Annotated in this window: 14 protein-coding genes; 13 read left to right on the forward strand and 1 reads right to left on the reverse strand. The window is 57.4% G+C overall.

All coding sequences use genetic code 11. From position 1 onward, the window contains the following. The first annotated feature begins 377 nt into the window (after positions 1-377). Positions 378-1,241, forward strand: a complete 864-nt coding sequence (locus NFU03_RS00640; RefSeq protein WP_251635213.1) for an NAD(P)-dependent oxidoreductase — start codon at positions 378-380, stop codon at positions 1,239-1,241. A 29-nt stretch (positions 1,242-1,270) separates the two neighbouring features. Here the strand turns inward: NFU03_RS00640 and NFU03_RS00645 are convergent, their stop codons facing one another. Continuing rightward, positions 1,271-1,738: a YkyB family protein gene (locus NFU03_RS00645; RefSeq protein ID WP_251635214.1), complete on the reverse strand. Its 468-nt coding sequence runs from the start codon at positions 1,736-1,738 to the stop codon at positions 1,271-1,273. Between the two features lie 198 nt (positions 1,739-1,936). Between NFU03_RS00645 and fadH the strand changes: the two genes are divergently transcribed. The 12 genes from fadH (at position 1,937) to NFU03_RS00705 (ending at position 16,647) form a co-directional block, all read left to right on the forward strand. Further along, positions 1,937-2,695, forward strand: a complete 759-nt coding sequence (fadH, locus tag NFU03_RS00650) for a 2,4-dienoyl-CoA reductase (RefSeq protein ID WP_251635215.1) — start codon at positions 1,937-1,939, stop codon at positions 2,693-2,695. 79 nt (positions 2,696-2,774) lie between these two features. Further along, a complete protein-coding gene (locus tag NFU03_RS00655; RefSeq protein ID WP_251635216.1) occupies positions 2,775-3,014 on the forward strand; it encodes a hypothetical protein in 240 nt (79 codons plus the stop codon). A gap of 131 nt (positions 3,015-3,145) precedes the next feature. After that, a complete protein-coding gene (gene cbpB, locus NFU03_RS00660; protein WP_251636193.1) occupies positions 3,146-3,586 on the forward strand; it encodes a cyclic-di-AMP-binding protein CbpB in 441 nt (146 codons plus the stop codon). 96 nt (positions 3,587-3,682) lie between these two features. Then, positions 3,683-4,576 carry a transcriptional regulator CcpC gene (locus NFU03_RS00665; protein ID WP_251635217.1) on the forward strand — a complete coding sequence of 298 codons (894 nt, stop codon included), beginning with the start codon at positions 3,683-3,685 and terminating at the stop codon, positions 4,574-4,576. Between the two features lie 73 nt (positions 4,577-4,649). Then, entirely contained in the window at positions 4,650-7,043 is a 2,394-nt protein-coding gene (locus tag NFU03_RS00670) for a hypothetical protein (protein WP_251635218.1), read from the forward strand. Beyond that, positions 7,040-7,990 (forward strand): ABC transporter ATP-binding protein, encoded by a 951-nt coding sequence (locus NFU03_RS00675; RefSeq protein ID WP_251635219.1) that lies wholly within the window; start codon positions 7,040-7,042, stop codon positions 7,988-7,990. The genes NFU03_RS00670 and NFU03_RS00675 overlap by 4 nt, the downstream gene beginning before the upstream one ends. Then, entirely contained in the window at positions 7,971-8,822 is an 852-nt protein-coding gene (locus tag NFU03_RS00680) for an ABC transporter permease (RefSeq protein WP_251635220.1), read from the forward strand. The genes NFU03_RS00675 and NFU03_RS00680 overlap by 20 nt, the downstream gene beginning before the upstream one ends. Positions 8,823-8,834: 12 nt before the next feature. Beyond that, entirely contained in the window at positions 8,835-10,424 is a 1,590-nt protein-coding gene (locus NFU03_RS00685) for a hypothetical protein (RefSeq protein WP_251635221.1), read from the forward strand. Positions 10,425-10,446: 22 nt separating this feature from the next. Further along, the gene (locus tag NFU03_RS00690) at positions 10,447-11,439 is read left to right on the forward strand and encodes an AAA family ATPase (protein WP_251635223.1); all 993 of its coding nucleotides are present in this window, start codon (positions 10,447-10,449) and stop codon (positions 11,437-11,439) included. Then, a complete protein-coding gene (locus tag NFU03_RS00695) occupies positions 11,439-12,305 on the forward strand; it encodes a DUF58 domain-containing protein (protein ID WP_251635225.1) in 867 nt (288 codons plus the stop codon). The genes NFU03_RS00690 and NFU03_RS00695 overlap by 1 nt, the downstream gene beginning before the upstream one ends. Before the next feature lie 21 nt (positions 12,306-12,326). Beyond that, positions 12,327-14,078, forward strand: coding sequence for a vWA domain-containing protein (locus tag NFU03_RS00700; protein WP_251635227.1), 1,752 nt, complete (start codon positions 12,327-12,329; stop codon positions 14,076-14,078). Next, entirely contained in the window at positions 14,062-16,647 is a 2,586-nt protein-coding gene (locus NFU03_RS00705; RefSeq protein ID WP_251635229.1) for a VWA domain-containing protein, read from the forward strand. Before NFU03_RS00700 ends, NFU03_RS00705 begins: the two co-directional genes overlap by 17 nt. Positions 16,648-16,653: the final 6 nt, after the last annotated feature.

Here is a 16,653-nt window from a genome sequence, read left to right on the forward strand (position 1 = left end):
TTAGTGACCGAGGAAGTGAATTTGGGGTATCACCGGTCAGTAAGGGGAGTTCGTATTGCCTGGGATGGTGCATTTAGAGCGACGTCGGTCACTAAGGAGTGCTCTTAGTGACCGAAAGCATGTATTTAATGCACCTCCGGTCACTAGGCGGCGTTTTTATTACCCGCGAGCATGCTCTCCCGGCATCACCGGTCACTAGTCCGCGTCCTTACCGCCCTGCACTGCGCTCTCCCGGCATCCTCGGTCACTAAAAATCATTCCACGCATCCCCGCCAGTGCAGATCACAACCGCTGTCACTCACAAACATTCCCGCGTGCGGAAAAATCGCGGAAGATACGGTATGATAGTGGGGAAAGTATCGAAAGGGGTAATGGGGATGACATATAAGATCGGGTTCATCGGAACAGGGGTCATGGGGGCGAGCATCGTCCGTCATTTGCTGACGGCGGGACATGCGGTCACCGTCTTCACTCGTACGAAAGCGAAAGCCGAACCGCTTCTGGAAGCAGGGGCCGGATGGGCGCCTGCAGTACAGGATGCTGTCCGCGGAGCGGATATCGTGTTCACGATGGTCGGCTATCCGTCGGACGTGGAGGAAGTGTATTTCGGGCAAGACGGTATCCTGGCGACCGGTTCAGCAGGACAAGTGCTGGTGGATATGACGACTTCGAGTCCGGCGCTCGCGAAACGGATCGAAACAGCCGCTGAAGAGAAAGGCATGAAGTCGTTGGACGCGCCTGTTTCCGGCGGAGACGTCGGCGCGCGCAACGGCACGCTGTCGATCATGTGCGGAGGAGAAGAAGCGGTGTTCGAACAAGTGAAGCCGGTCTTCGACGTGTTCGGCAGCCGTGTCATGCTGCAGGGGCCGGCCGGGGCGGGCCAGCATACGAAAATGAGCAATCAGCTCGCAATCGCGACGAACATTATCGGAGTTTGTGAAGCGCTGGCGTACGCTCAAAAAGCGGGACTCGACGCAGAGAAGGTTCTCGAATCGATCGCTACGGGGGCGGCGGGCTCCTGGTCGCTGTCCAATCTCGGGCCGCGCATGCTCGCAGGCAATTTCGAACCCGGTTTCTACACGAAGCACTTCCTGAAGGATCTGCACATCGCACTCGAAGAGGCAAAAGCGATGGAGCTTCCGCTGCCGGGGCTCGAGCTTGCGATCAGCCTGTACGAAGACTTGAGCAATCAGGGATTCAGCGACAAAGGGACCCAAGTGCTGTTCAAGTATTACGAGTGAAAAAAAGGACATGCCCGCGGGCATGTCCTTTACCGTTTTCCGTCCAAGTAGGAGGAGCGGAACGAGTCTGTATTCGTCACACGTTTTTTCTTCTGAAGCTGCGGTTTCGGAGCGGCCTGGACCGGTTTTTCGCCGGCGCCTCCTGTAAAAGCCGTCAGCAGGTCGCGGGCCGCCTTCAGGCTCATCCGCTCCTGGGGGTTCCTGAACTGCATGTCCTGCTCACCGAGATGCGGGAGCTTGGCGAAGTCCTCTTTTTCCGGCAGCGTGTGGAACAGGAAATCTCCGCAGCGGACAAGGACGGTGGAATGCTGCTTGCTGAACCTCGGATTCTCCACAAAATGCAGACCGACTTTCTCCGCATCGCCAGATTGCAGCAGTTTGTCGATCGATTGTTTCTTCAGCTGGTACAGCGGGCGGTTATCCGGCGCTGTCTTCGCGTGGCGGTTCACCGTATAGATCGCCACCGCCAAGTCGCGGAGTGCGGCTCGTTCTGTCAAAGAATCCCCTCCTTTCCCTTTTTACTCGAAAATGACAAGTTGACAGTATTGTACTAGGATTTCAGCGAGAAGTACATACAAATGGCGGGAACAGGGAAATTATCGCGTAAACTATGAAAACAGATGAGACAGATGAAAGATTATCTGAATTGTGGTAAAGTTTGAATGAACATTCATTCATCATAAGGGGGAATTCATATGACAGACCAGAAAGTCATCATCGTGACGGGCGGTTCGAATGGAATGGGGAAATATATGGCGAAAAAGTTTGCGGATGATGGAGCGAAGGTCATCATCACGGGCAGGGACGAAGAGAAGCTGGCAGCTGCAAAAAAAGAGATCGGGGACAATGCCTATCCGTTCCAGATGGACGTGCGCCAGCTGGAGACGATCGAAGCGATGATCCGGTATGCGGACGAGACATTCGGGAGGATTGACGGCCTTGTCAATAATGCCGCTGGGAATTTCCTCGTCCATGCGGAGGACCTGTCGCCGAACGGCTGGAAATCGGTCATCGATATCGTACTGAATGGGACGTTCTACTGTTCGAGCGCGGTCATGAACTATTGGAAAGAGAAAGGGCAGAAAGGGGCGATCCTCAATATGCTGGCTACCTATGCGTGGGATGCCGGACCTGGTGTCGTCCATTCGGCGGCGGCGAAAGCGGGCGTCATGTCACTGACCCGCACGCTCGCAGTCGAATGGGGCCGGAAATACGGCGTGCGGGTCAACGGGATCGCTCCGGGACCGATCGAGCGGACAGGCGGCGCCGAAAAGCTGTTCCAGTCCGAAGAGGCGGCGCAGCGCACGATCGAGTCGGTACCGCTCGGCCGGGTCGGCCGGCCGGAAGAGATCGCCGAGCTTGCAGCGTTCATCATGTCCGACAAAGCATCTTACATGAACGGGGAGATCGTGACGCTCGATGGCGGGCAATGGCTGAACCAATTTCCGTTCTGACGGTTAGTTTCCTGGCGACTGCACACGCTAACGATGCAGGCAGCCTTCAATACTGCTGCGTGCGGAAGGAGTGTAGGCGTTGTTCGATATATGGATGGTTCCGATTGCAGTCGTCATCGCGGTCATCGTCCTGATCGGTCTGTTCTCGGTGTTGAAAAAGCCGGCGTATAATCCGGAAGGGGTGCTGAACCGGCAGGACCGCAGCGTGGCCGAGCCGATCGAGGATCACCCGTTCACGCTGAACCCGATCTTGTGGGTGATTCTTGTTGCCGCTCTGTTCGTCGGGATTATTATTATGTACTACTGGGCCTCTTACTAACCAAGAGGCTTTTTTTGTGAGAAAAAATTCCCAGTTGTTTTACGGCCTTCCTTCATTTTTCAGACGGCTCTGTGATATAGTAGAGAAGCAGCATGGAAGGGTACAAGTTGCTGCTGGAGGAGCGGTTTACATTGGTTGCTTTGAACAATAATGAATTTTTAGTGATGCCGATTTCCGATTATTTGATCCCTGCTGATAAAGTGGCTCACGTGCAGATCGGCAACAATGCGGAGCACGCGCTGCTCGTGCTGACCAAGACAGGTTACTCGGCGATTCCTGTGCTCGATGCAAAGTATAAGCTGCAGGGGCTGCTCGGTATCGGGATGATTACGGACGCCATCCTCGGCCTTGAGCGAATTGAATATGAGCGGCTGTCGGAGCTGAAGGTCGATGGGATCATGCAGACCGATCTGCCCGTGATCCGGACGACGGACCGTTTCCAGAAAGGGCTGGATCTGCTCATCAACCATACGTTCCTTTGTGTGACGGAAGATGACGGCACGTTCGCCGGGATCCTGACACGCCGGGTGATGCTGAAACAATTCAAGAAGTATGTATACAGTGCAAAATAATATCATTGCCGGGTCACGGTCCGGCTGATCTGAAGAGGCTCTTTTTCCATGAAGAGCCTCTTTTTTAATAGAGTGACAGATGAGAGGAAGAGGCGTATGAATACTTCGGAGATTATTAAGATGCTGGCGGAGGAAGGGAATATGCGGAAAGCGGCGGACCGGCTGTTCATCTCCCAGCCGGCATTGTCCCAGCGGTTGCAGTCGATTGAGAAGGAGTGGGGTGCCAAGCTGTTCGTCCGGTCGCAGAAAGGGCTTGTGCCGACGGCTGCCGGGGAGCTCGTCATCGACTATGCGAAGGAGATCGTGCAGAAAAAGGAGGAGACGCTGGAGCGGATCGCTTCGCTTGCGGACCGGGTGCACGGGACGCTGAACATCGCTTGTGCATCGATTGTCGGACAGACATGGCTGCCGGAAGTGCTGAAGGACTTCGTCAAGCGGTATCCCGATGCGAAGATTTCGCTCATGACCGGCTGGACGTCGGAGATCCTGCGGGCGCTCTATGAAGGCGAGGCCCATGTCGGCATAGTGCGGGGAGAAGTGGAATGGAACAGCCGGCGGACGTATCTGTTCCGCGACCAGCTCTATCTCGTGGATCAGGAAATAACGTCGATTGATCAGCTGAAAGATACAGATCGTCCGTACATCCAGTTCAAGAGCGATTCGAACTACTACATGGAAATTCAGCAATGGTGGCAGAAACATTTTTCGAGGAAGCCGGGACGACAGCTGACGGTAGATCAGATGGAGACATGCCGCCAGCTTGCCCTAAACGGCATCGGCTACGCCATCCTGCCGTCCATCACGCTGCGGGGCGATGAGCAGGTGAATAAGATTCCCCTGCTGAACAGTGAAGCGGAATTCGAATTGACGCGCGATACGTATCTGATCGGGTATGAGTCGATTTTCGGCCTGAAACAGGTACAGGCGTTCACATCGGTTATCGAAGAACACGCGGACATGCTGCGAAAAGGTTCCACATTGCTTGAATAGTGCAACTTTTACCAGATTTACACGTACTAACTATTATCACACAAACAAGTCAGAAAGCGAGGCGATGAGAAGGATGCACGCATGGAAGGTTTTTGGACGGCTGCTGACGGCTGTATTTCTAATGGTTCTGCTGATACCCGCACGTCAGGCATTGGCAGTGCCGGATTTATCTATTTCAGTTTCAGCAGGACTGGACAGCAAAACGAAAGACGGGGAAGGCGCACCGGTCGTCTTCACCATTGAAAACAAAGGCAGTTCCTTTACCGGCGACCTGGTCTTCGACACGACGGCGGGCCAGTCGTCAGGTGCAGGCCGCGTGGTGCCGGTCACTGTCGGGCAAGGGGAGAAACAGACCGTCTCGATGATCGTCGAGTCCCTGGAAGACCCGAACATGTACGGCGGCCAAGTGAAGAAAAACGTCTTCCTGTATGAAAACGGCTGGAAGAGCGGGAAGGAGATCGCCCACTCCGGCACCCAGCTCGTGACGTCCATGTCCTTTCCGCGTGAGACCCTTTTCGTCGCGGGTCTTGCGGACAATATCGACCGGCTGTCGTCTTTGAAGGACATTCAGCTGACAGGCTTCCAGGGCATGGAATTGCTGAACCTGTCAAAAGGGGATGCAGCTCCTCTGCCAAGTGAAGCTGCAGGCTGGGGAGCGGTGGATATCGTCGCTGCCGACCGGTTTGCAGTAGCCGATCTGACAGCCGCCCAGCAGGACGCGATGCTTGAATGGGTGAAGAGCGGCGGGATCCTGCTGCTCGGCGCTTCCGATAACGCGGCTGCTGAAGCAGGTGTTTTCCGGGAGTATTTGCCGTTGGAATTATCATCGGCCAAGGAACTGCCGCCCAAGCTGTTCAATGACAAGTTCAAGGATCCGGTTCCCGGGTACGGTTCCGCCCTTGCTGCAGACGCAAAAGCCGTCGCCGAAACGGACGGTGTGATCCTTGCGGCTGCACGTCCTGTCAACGACGGGATTGTCGTCCAGACTTCCTTCACGATCGGAAGCGACGCATTCCGCTCGGCGATCGGAGCGAAACGCTTCTGGTCGGATCTGCTGAAAACGAGCGGGATGCTGACGGCGCAGCGTCCGGTGCAGCCGTATTATTCCAGTCCGGCGGATGACCTGTCGTGGTCGGTCGCACAGACGAATGAGCTGTTCCCGTCCTTCAAAGTGTCCGCGCCGCTGCTGGCGGGTTTCATCCTGATCTATCTCTTCATGGCCATCCCGGTCCTCTATGTATTTTTACGGAAAAAGGATAAGCGGGAGCATGCGTGGTGGATCATCCCGGCCGCTGCGGTCGCAGTATCCATCGCCATCTTCGCTTACGGGGCCAAGGACCGTCTTGGGAAATCGCAGCTCCAGCATTCCGCTATCTATGAAGTGGGGCCGGACAGCCGGTTATCCGGTTATTACGTCGAATCCCTGCTGACGGACAAAAGCGGTGAGTTCTCCTTTGGGGTACAGAAACCGAGCACCGTCCTTGTGAGTTCATCCATGACGAATGTCTTCGGCGGCAACGGCCGTGCGCATGACAGGGCGGTCGTCGAAAAGGGCACCTCCGAAGAATTGCTGACGTACCGGAATCTAGGATTTTGGAACGTCGCCTCCTTCTACGGCCGGACCGAGATGGAAAGCGCAGGCAGCTTCGATACGGACCTGACATTCAAAGAAGGCCTGCTGACCGGCACAGTGACGAACACATTCCCGTTCGCCTTGGATGACGTCCTCCTGCTGACCGGCAGCAAGAAGATCTCCCTCGGTGCCGTTGCGGCAGGAGAGACGATCTCCGTCAAGAAGGAGATCAAAGCAAGCGTCCTCGGCGGGAGATCCTCCTTCCAGATGGGCTCCATGGGCCAGATGGCGGCCAGTCAGGAGGATCTGATGGAGAGCAGGAAGGAAGGGCTCCTGGAGTTTTCCGCAACGCACTTGAACAGCTCACTTAAGCCGGTTCTCGCAGGGGTCACCGGTACCCAGATCATGGAGCTTGCACTGAACGGCAGGAAAGCTTCCTCCTCACCGCTGTCCATCGTCCTGCAGCCGGTCGATATCGAAACCGTGCTGTCGGGATCGGTGAAGATCGACAGTGAAGCGATGCAGATGGAACTGCTGTCCGTCACCGGCCAGCCCGCCGATCTGCTGGATGAAACGACTAAGGAATATTTCTTCTACGAAGACGAATACACACAGACATGGCAGCTTCCTGAAAACTTTGTGAAGGAAGTGACGGGATGGAGCAGTCTCCAGCTGCTCGGAACGGACTCAGCCCGCTATGAGGTCAGTATCCTGAATATAGTATCAGGCGAGTATGAACCGCTTGAAGGGAAAAGCACGCTGACTGCTGAACCAGCGGGTGATTATGTGTCAAAAGAAGGAAAAGTAACGGTCAAACTGGCGGTGACCGACAACCAGGCCGGAGACCCTGTACATCCGCCGGAACTCCGTCTGACAGGGGAGGCTGCAAAATGATACAGATTACGGATTTAACGAAAAAGTATGGGAACTTCACTGCTCTTGATCACCTGACACTCACGCTGCCAGAAGGGACGGTGTTCGGATTTGTCGGGGCGAATGGAGCTGGGAAATCGACGACATTCCTCATTTTGTCGACCTTGCTGCAGCCGACTTCCGGCACGGTCGTCATCGACGGCATCGATATTACGAAGCAGCCCGAGGAAATCCGCAGACGGATCGGCTACATGCCGGATTTCTTCGGCATCTATGACCAGCTGAAAGCGCATGAGTACTTGGATTTCTACGGCGCAAGCTACGGGATTCCGCCGGCGGAACGGGAGCGGCTCATCACCGATCTGCTGGAGCTCGTGAACCTGTCCGACAAACGGGACACGTACGTCGATTCACTTTCGAGGGGAATGAAACAGCGGCTCTGCCTTGCGAGAAGTCTGATCCACGACCCGAAAGTGCTCATTCTGGATGAACCGGCATCGGGTCTCGATCCGCGTGCGCGCGTCGAGATGCGGGATATACTGCGGTCGCTGAAATCGATGGGCAAGACGATCCTGATTTCTTCCCACATCTTGCCGGAACTCGCGGAGATGTGCGACGAAATCGGCGTCATTGACAGCGGCAGGCTGATAGCGCACGGGTCCGTCCCTGAGATACAGGCGCAGCTCGCGGGCGACAAGACGATCACCGTCCGGGTGGCGGGGGATCGTTCCGCGGCCGTCCCGGTGTTCGAGGAGAGTCCTTTCGTCTCCAATATCTCCCTCGGTGCAGAAACAGGTCAGCTGTCCTTCACGTTCAAAGGCGAAGATGCCGATCAGTTCCAGCTGCTTCGGTCGGCCGTCCTGGCAGGCATTCGGATCGTCTCCTTCTCGGAAGATTCAGCGGATCTCGAAGACGTCTTCATGCAGATAACGAAAGGAGCCGATCATCGTGAAAGCCAAGCTGACTAATCCGGTACTCGCCAAAGAAGTGAAACTCCGCTTCCGCAGTCCGAAAAGCTTCGTCGGGGTTTTCCTATATTTGACGGCGATGTGCCTCTTCGTTTTCGGTTTTATCTACACGACGACGAGCCTGTCGGGCACGATCTATTTCAAACCGTCGGAAAGTGTCATGCTGTTTTCGTTCCTGACGTTCATCCAGCTCGGGCTCGTGCTGTTCATCACCCCCGGGCTGACAGCTGGCACGATCAGCGGGGAACGGGAGCGCCAGACGCTGCCCATGCTGCTGACGACGTCCCAGAGCTCGTTCCAAATCATTTCGGGGAAACTGCTGTCGTCCGTGCTGTTCCTGCTGCTGCTCATCGTCGCAGGGCTCCCGATCTACAGCCTGGTGTTCCTGTTCGGTGGGATTTCACCAGTGCTTCTGATGAAATCGCTGCTGTTCCTGTTCATCACCCTGCTGTCGATCGGCAGTCTCGGTGTCCTGTTCTCGACGCTCATCCGGAAGACGACGGTATCGATGATCGCGACGTACGGCAGCATGCTGTTCTTCACGGCAGTGATCCCGTTCCTGTTCCTGATCATCGTGCAGATCAAACAGATGGGCGCCGGAGGTACAGGGATAGCGGGGAAATCGTACATCGGCCATTTCCTCGCTTCCGTCAATCCGGAAATCTTCTTCGCGTCCCTGCTATCGAGCGATATCGGCATGGGCATCGAAGAGATGACACAAGTGCACTTCCCGTTATGGATCGGCTATGTGCTCTTCTATGGGCTGATCGCCGTCTTGTCGATCTGGCTGGCATCGAAACGTCTCCGGGTCAACATGAAGAAACGGAAGTAAGGAGGGAGCATGATGGCACAGCAGGAGAATAAGCGGAACCAGCTCGACCGTGCCGTGAAGAAAGTGAGAAGAAGTCTCCGGTTCGAGCAATTTGTCACAGAAGGCCCTAAAGGACTGCTGTGGATGCTCGCAAGCGCCCTTGCCGTCGTCATCCTGTCGAGGCTGTTCGTCTTCCCCGGATACGGAATGTATGCACTGGTGCTTGCTTGTTCTGCAGGAGTGCTTGCCGCCGTTCTGATGGTCCGGAAACGGGTCACGACGAAACAGGCGGTCCGGGCGCTCGACCGGTATTTGCCGGATAATCTGCTCGTGACAGCACTCGATCCGGTTGTACAGGACTCACCGTTCGGCAGTTTATTGACCGAACGCGTCATTTTACGCCTCGAAGCCGCGCTGCATCTTTTCTCAAGGCGCAAGAAGCTGAAGCCCGACTGGAGAGTTGCAGGCGCGACAGCAGCGGCGGCCGTCCTCCTTCTCCTGCTGAATCTGTTCCCGTCACCTGCACAGCAGGAAGCGCGTGACTCGGCGGCCGAGAAGAAGGTCGTCGCCGAGCTGAAGAAACAGGCGGAAAAGATGGCGGAGAAAGCGGCGGCGCCTCAAGTGAAAAAGAAACTGGAAGCGCTCGCCGGGGACTTGAAGAAGCCGCAGACGTCCGAGCAGGCGCTGAAGGAATTCATCAAAACCCAGAAAGAACTGAAACACCGCCAGCAGCAGCTGAATAACAAAAAAGCCGCAGGTGCAGGCGCTGGTGAAGCCGGACAGCTGACAAGCGGAGAAGCGGGGGAGCTGAAAGAGCTGCAGCAGATCACATCCGGGCTGGCTGATGCGGGAGACAGGGCGTACAGGGATCTCGCAAGCATAGGGAAGGCACCGTCACTTCCCCAGCTGGCAGCCGGTGCTCAGAACGGAGATCAGAATGGTGATCAGAACGGCAATGCCGGTTCAGACGGATCAGGCAGCAGCCAGTCCGGCGGATCACAGACGGGCGGCAGCAATTCTCCCGGCGCAGGCAGCGGCAAGCCGTCCGGGACACAAGGGACGGGGAGCCAAGGCCAGGGGATCGGGCAATCATCGGGCCAGAAGCCCGGCTCGGGGAACAGCAGTCAGCCGGGGAGCGGCCAGAGCCAAGGTTCCGGTAACGGACAGAGTTCAGGTCAGGGCCAAGGATCCGGCAACGGTCAGGGATCGGGTCAGGGTCAAGGCTCCGGCAATGGTCAGGGATCGGGTCAGAGTCAAGGATCCGGCAATGGCCAGGGATCGGGACAGGGTCAAGGCTCCGGCAATGGCCAGGGATCGGGTCAGGGTCAAGGCTCCGGCCAGGGCTCAGGAGCCGGTACCGGATCTGGCGGCAGGAACCTTCTTGCAATACCCGGCGACCGGCTCGGAAAGCCGGGCAGTTCAGTGACGGACGGCGGACAGCTCGGAAAAGGGGACGCCGCCCAATCGACGGACAAGAAGACGGATACCCGGAAAGGGACGGTCCGGCCATACGAAGAAGTGGTCGGGCAGTATAAGGACTCGTATTTGAAACAGACGGAACAGCTGCCGTTGTCACCGGAGCTTGAAAAGATCGTGACCGATTATTTTTCTTCGATTGAATGATACACGGAAGGGGGAAGAGGGAATGACTGCATCTCTTGAACGTTTTGAAGAAATGAGCAGCCGGATGGCGGAGGTGAAGGAGGAAATCGGGAAATTCATCGTCGGCCAGCAGGAAGCGGTCGACTATTCCCTGCTGTCGATCCTGGCAGGAGGGCATGCGCTGCTGGAAGGGGCGCCGGGTCTCGGCAAGACGATGCTTATCCGGACGATCAGCGAAGTGCTCGATCTGTCATTCAAACGGATCCAATTCACGCCTGACCTGATGCCGTCCGATATTACAGGAACGACTTTACTTGAGCGGGGGGATGACGGACGGCAGCAGTTTTCGTTCCGCGAAGGGCCGCTGTTCAGCCAGCTCGTCCTCGCCGATGAGATCAACCGGGCGACGCCGAAAACCCAGAGTGCCCTGCTGGAAGCGATGGGGGAGAAGACTGTGACCGTCCTCGGGGAGACTTATCCGATGGCCGCTCCTTTCTTTGTCCTCGCGACACAGAACCCGATCGACCTGGAGGGGACCTATCCGCTGCCGGAAGCGCAGCTGGACCGGTTCCTGTGCAAGATCATCTTGCAGCACCCGACTGGTCAGGAGCTGAAAGAAATCATCCGGAGGACGACGGGGACGGAAACGGTCCGTATCAGGAAAGTGATGAACGATACGGATGTGCTGGCTGCCCAGGAACTCGTCAGGGAAATCGTGATTGCAGAGGAGATGATCGATTATGCGGTCCAGCTCGTCACGGACACGCAGCCGGACGCGGGCGACCGGAATGACTGGGCTCGGTATGTCCAATTCGGGAGCGGTCCGCGGGGCCTGCAGGCGATGATCCGCCTGGCGAAAGCGCGGGCATTCCTGGCGGGCCGTATCCACGTTTCAATCGCAGACTTGCGGACAGTGGCCAAACCGGCACTCTTGCACCGGATCCAGCTCAATTATGAAGCAGAGGCGGAAGGCATTACACCGGAGCTCTTCCTCGATCATGTGCTTGAAAACCTGCGGAGGGAGGCGGTCCGCTGATGACGCTGCTGTTCCCGCCAAGTCTGGCTGCCCGCATCGGACGTCTGGCATTCGTCCGGTATGGCGGCAGGCTCGGACATCACAAAGGAGGCCACCTTTCGAAGAAGACAGGTGCCTCACTCGAGTTCTCGGATTTCAAGGAGTACCATCCGGGTGATGACATCCGGCATATCGACTGGAATGTCTACGCACGGACGGATACATATTACGTCAAACAGTTTCTGGATGAACAGGAGCTGCGCGTTCATATCGTGCTAGATGCGAGCCGGTCGATGGATTTTGAAGGGAAATGGCCGTTTGCGCAGCAGATCGCCATCGGCCTCGGGCAGATCGCATTGAAGAACGGGGATGGCGTCTCCATCAGCAGGACGGCGGACGCAGCGGAGAAACCGGTGAAACGAAAAGGTGCCGCACAGTCGAAGGCCTGGACGTCCAGGATTGCGTCCTTTGACGAGCCTTCCGGAAACCGGGCCGTTACGGACAGCCTGGCGGGCATCCCCCACGGGACCTCCCTGCTGTTCATCATCACCGATGCGCTCGAGCCGAATGATGTGCTGCACGACTGGTTCCGGAGTCTTGCGGCACGGTGCCGGGACGTCAGGCTGATCGTCGTCCGGTCAGCTGCTGAGCAGCATCCGGACTTCAGCGGTGATCTAAGGCTGGTCGACAGCGAAGACGATCGGCAGGCGGAAGTATCCATGACTTCCTCTGCGGAGCAGGCTTACTTGCACAGAGCGGAGCAGCACAAAAAGAAACTGCTGGAAAGTGCTGCGAAATACGGCGTGGATGTCCTGTTCACGTCACCGCAGACCGGGCCGGAGAATGTATTCTCAAGGCAGATGAGGGACGCGCGTTGGGTTCGGTAATACGGAAAAGGGGGGACACCGATGGGATTCAGCAGCCTTTATAATCTATGGACACTCGTTTTCCCGGCGGCCCTCCTGCTCTATTACTTGTTCAGGAAACGGTTCCAGCCGAAGACGGTCTCCTCCGTACTGTTCTGGCAGGCGGACCGTCAGGAGGAGCACGTCTCGCCGTTCATCCGCAACCTGCAGCGGAACAGCCTCTTCTACCTGCAGCTGTTCGCGCTCCTGCTGTTTGTCTGGCTGCTGCTCGGCCCGTATTTGAAGCAGGACAGGAGCAGCGGTGTGCCGCTCTTCTTCGTCGTCGACAGCTCCGCAGCCATGCTTGCGTCACCCGGAGGCACGTCTCTGTTCGACAGCAGCCGGGAAGCGATGAAGAAGCTGATGCTGGATGAGGAGGAAAACCGTCCGGTCACGATCATCACGACAGGCGAGGAGCCGGCGGTCGCCCTGGAGGCGAAAAGCCCTTCCGAGGCAGCAGCCGTATTGGATAAACTCCGCGTCAATTACGCGGATCCTTCGATGCAGCAGGCGATCGAACTCGTCCGTGCGCAGCTCGGTGAGGAAAACGCGGAAGTCCATATTTTCACGGACCGGTTCGACCGTTCCGAGTTCAAGGAAGAGACGGAAGGGGTCAGTTGGCAGGTACATGCGAACAGCAGGCCGGCAGCCAACCGGTCCATCGTCCGTTTCGGAGCGGTCCGGAGCGGCGGTACGGTCACGGCCATCGTCAAACTCTCGAGTGACTCCGAAACGGCTCAGCCGGGGACAGTCTTATTGAAAGATGCAGCAACCGGCACGGTGCTCGCCCAGAAGCCGACATCGGGGGAACCTGATGAAGAGGAGACCATCGCGTTCAAGGACGTGAAGACAGATGCGGCGGCCTTGTCGGCGGAACTGCAGACGAAGGATGATTATGCCGCTGACAATGTAAGCTTTGCCCTGCTCGGAAACGAACCCCGGGCCATCGCGGTCGATCCGTCACTCCATGAACTGCTGCGAAAGGCGGTTGAAGCGATCCAGGAAGATATCATTACAGATGACGGGAACCGCAGTGTACCGAAAGATGCATTGCGGATCACCCGGTCGTCGGATGCACTGACGGAAGGGGACCGTCCTGTCCTGCTGATCGGCAGGGTCGATGCTGAATCTGAGGCTGCAGAAGGTGATCTCCGCTTCACGGACGATCCGCTGTTCTCCGTCGCCGCCCCGAAAGAGATGTATGTCGAATCGGTCTATCCGCCATTCGAAGGGTATGAAATCCTTGCCCGGATCGGGGATTCGCCGCTCATCCAGCGCTCGCCGAGGGGGGACCTCATCTTCCTCGCTGACCTGGAAGCGACGGACTGGCCGCTGCAGCCGACATTCCCGCTGTTCATCTGGAGTGCCGTGAAGTCGTTGTCGGAAGAGTCTGCGACGCTCGGGACATTCACCCCGATGCAGCGGAAGTCCGTCCTCATGGCGTCGCCCGCAGACTTGTACGATATGGAAGGTGAGTATCTGTCGACTGCGGAAGCGGCGAATACGCTTGAGGCACCGGCGCGTCCGGGGATCTACCGGGCAGCTGACGGCTCCGCTGAAAAGCTGCTGGCCGTCCAGCTGGCGCCTTCGCAGCACACCGTGAACACCGGGGAATCCTACACAGCCGGAAAACTTGCCGGTACAACGGGCACGACGACAACGCGTAAGCCGATCGTCTGGCCATTCGTCTTAGTTCTTTTAGTTCTGATGACTGCCGAATGGGAGGTGCAGAGACGCCGTGGATATCCGTATTGAACACCCGCTCTGGCTGTTGCTTCTGCTGCCGCTGATCGCTTATCTCGTATTCGCCTGGAAGACTCCTGGCAGGAAATCGGGGAGGACGCGTCTCATCTTCCTGTTCCGGACAGCCGCATCCGTACTGCTGATCAGTGCGTTGGCGACACCGTATCTCGTGCTCCCGAATGACAGGGAACAGATTCTGATCGTTGCCGACCGGTCCGCTTCAGCCGGAGCTTCTGCGAAAGAGATCGACGGTTTCATCGACGCGGGCATCCGTTATCGGAAAGACCATCAGTCCGCGGGCATCTACTCCTTTGCCGGAGATTTCCGGACGGATGTACCGCTGTCGGATGCAATACCGCATCCCGGCGAGCCCCGGGTTATGCAGCAGCCCGGTGAAACGGACATCGAGAAGGCCGTCTCCCTCGCGCTTGCCGCAGCCGACAGCCGGCTTGCTGCGCGTATCGTGCTGCTGTCGGACGGCAGGGAGACGAAAGGGGATATCCGTTCCTATACGCGCAAATTGACCGGCGGACGCGTCCAGATCGATGCACTGGCGCTGCCGGATGCCGATGTGCGGGATGCCGCCGTGACGAAACTTGAACTGCCCCGTACGGCCTATGCCGGACAGCAGCAGCTCATGACGGTAGAAGTCGAGTCGTCCGATCGGATGGACGGCACGCTGATGATCTATGAGGACGACCGGCTGCTCGGGGAAAACCGTGTGACGCTCGTGCCGGGCGTGAACCAGTTCACCTACCCGGTCAAGACCGATCGTACAGGGCTGCTCAAGTACGAAGCGAAACTTGTTGCGGATGATGATCATTTCCTCGAGAACAACCGGCTGTTCGCCGCTGTCTCGATACAGGGCAAGCCGGCTGTCCTCGTCGTCGAAACGGAGGACGATCCATCGGTCATTCCCGGCCTGCTCGATTCCAGTGCGGTTCAGGTGACGGCGATGAAAGCGGAAGAGCTGCCTGCCACACTGACGGGATACATGCCGTACAGTGCTATCATTTTCGACAATGTGCCGGGCACGCTCGTCGGGGAGGAGAAGATGGGGCTGATCGAACAGGCGGTCAAAAACTTCGGAACCGGCTTCCTGATGACCGGCGGGGAAAACAGTTTCGGTCTCGGCGGCTACTTCAAGACCCCTGTCGAAAAGCTCCTGCCGGTCGAAATGGAAGTGAAAGGGAAGGAAGAACTGCCTTCGCTCGGTCTGGTGATCGTCATGGACCGCTCCGGCAGCATGAGCGGGTCCAAACTCACCCTTGCCCGGGAAGCGGCTGCGCGGTCCGTCGATCTGCTGAGGGAGCAGGATACATTCGGCTTCACCGCTTTCGATGAACAGATCTGGGAAATCGTGCCCGCTTCACCGCTCGAAGATAAGGAAGACGTCACCGCCAAGATTTTATCTGTCTCGGCAGGAGGCGGGACAATGATCTTTCCATCCGTCGAAAAGGCGTATGCGGATCTGGCGGAACTGAAGCTTCAGCGCAAGCACATCATCCTGCTGACAGACGGACAGTCCCCGATGCCTCCTGGTTATCTCGACACGATCGCCGAAGGCAAGTCTGCCAACACGACGCTGTCCACCGTTGGCATCGGAGCGGACGCCGACCAACGGCTGCTGGAAGGAATGGCGGAAGCTGGAGGCGGCCGTTATTACGGCGTGACCGACGAATCGACCGTTCCTGCAATCCTGTCGCGGGAAACGATCACGATGACGAGGACGTACATCGAAGACGATCCGTTCTACATGCAGCTCGGCGGTATCGCGGACTGGAACGAACTGTTCGCGGGAGGTGTCCCGCAGATGAACGCCTATATCGCGACGAGCGTTAAGCAGACGGCTGATACAGCAGGAAAGAGTCCGAAAGGCGATCCGATCCTAGCCGAATGGAAATACGGCCTCGGCCGCACCGCTGCCTTCACGTCCGATTCGTCCGGCAAGTGGTCGGGCGGGCTCGCTGCGTGGGACCGTTATCCCGATTTCTGGCAGACGGCCCTGAAACGGATCCTGCCATCCTACAGTTCAGCTCCGTTCACCGTGACGCAGGGGGCGGGAGGAACGTTCACCATTTCGGATGAAGGCGGCAAATCCGCGTTCCTCGAAGTGACCGCCGTAACGGAAGATGGCAAAGAGATCGAGGTGACGGAAGAACAGACGGCGCCGGGTAAAGTTACAGTCACACTCGATACAGAACCGGGGCTCGTGTACCTGGGGGTCAAGGATGACCAGGGCGCCTTTTTCGAAACCGGTGTCACGGTGCCGTATGGAGATGAATACCGGCCGGGCAAGACGGACATGGCGCTGCTGAAACAGCTGACGGATCAGACGGGCGGCAGATTGCTCACTGACCCGAAAGAGATGTTCCGGGCGCATCCGTACAAAAGCCATGACGAACGTACGGTGACCGCCTGGCTCCTGTTCGCGGCGCTCCTGTTCTTTTTCGCGGATATTACGCTGCGCCGCTTCAGCAGGATCCTGCCAAAAGCGAAACCTGCATCGCCTGCGGCTGATCTGGAAGCCGAACCGGATACGAATATTTCCAAACTGCTGAAACAGCAGCGCAGACGATGAAAAAGT

Origin of the sequence: Sporosarcina sp. NCCP-2716, assembly GCF_023707985.1 — a bacterium.
Taxonomy (GTDB): domain Bacteria; phylum Bacillota; class Bacilli; order Bacillales_A; family Planococcaceae; genus Sporosarcina.

Excerpts from the sequence above, each read along its gene's own strand:
- NFU03_RS00695 (WP_251635225.1), top strand. The coding sequence starts at position 11,439 with ATGACGCTGCTGTTCCCGCCAAGTCTGGCTGCCCGCATCGGACGTCTG.
- NFU03_RS00665 (WP_251635217.1), top strand. The coding sequence starts at position 3,683 with ATGAATACTTCGGAGATTATTAAGATGCTGGCGGAGGAAGGGAATATG.
- NFU03_RS00670 (WP_251635218.1), top strand. The coding sequence starts at position 4,650 with ATGCACGCATGGAAGGTTTTTGGACGGCTGCTGACGGCTGTATTTCTA.
- NFU03_RS00640 (WP_251635213.1), top strand. The coding sequence starts at position 378 with ATGACATATAAGATCGGGTTCATCGGAACAGGGGTCATGGGGGCGAGC.
- NFU03_RS00690 (WP_251635223.1), top strand. The coding sequence starts at position 10,447 with ATGACTGCATCTCTTGAACGTTTTGAAGAAATGAGCAGCCGGATGGCG.
- NFU03_RS00685 (WP_251635221.1), top strand. The coding sequence starts at position 8,835 with ATGGCACAGCAGGAGAATAAGCGGAACCAGCTCGACCGTGCCGTGAAG.
- NFU03_RS00675 (WP_251635219.1), top strand. The coding sequence starts at position 7,040 with ATGATACAGATTACGGATTTAACGAAAAAGTATGGGAACTTCACTGCT.
- fadH (WP_251635215.1), top strand. The coding sequence starts at position 1,937 with ATGACAGACCAGAAAGTCATCATCGTGACGGGCGGTTCGAATGGAATG.
- NFU03_RS00700 (WP_251635227.1), top strand. The coding sequence starts at position 12,327 with ATGGGATTCAGCAGCCTTTATAATCTATGGACACTCGTTTTCCCGGCG.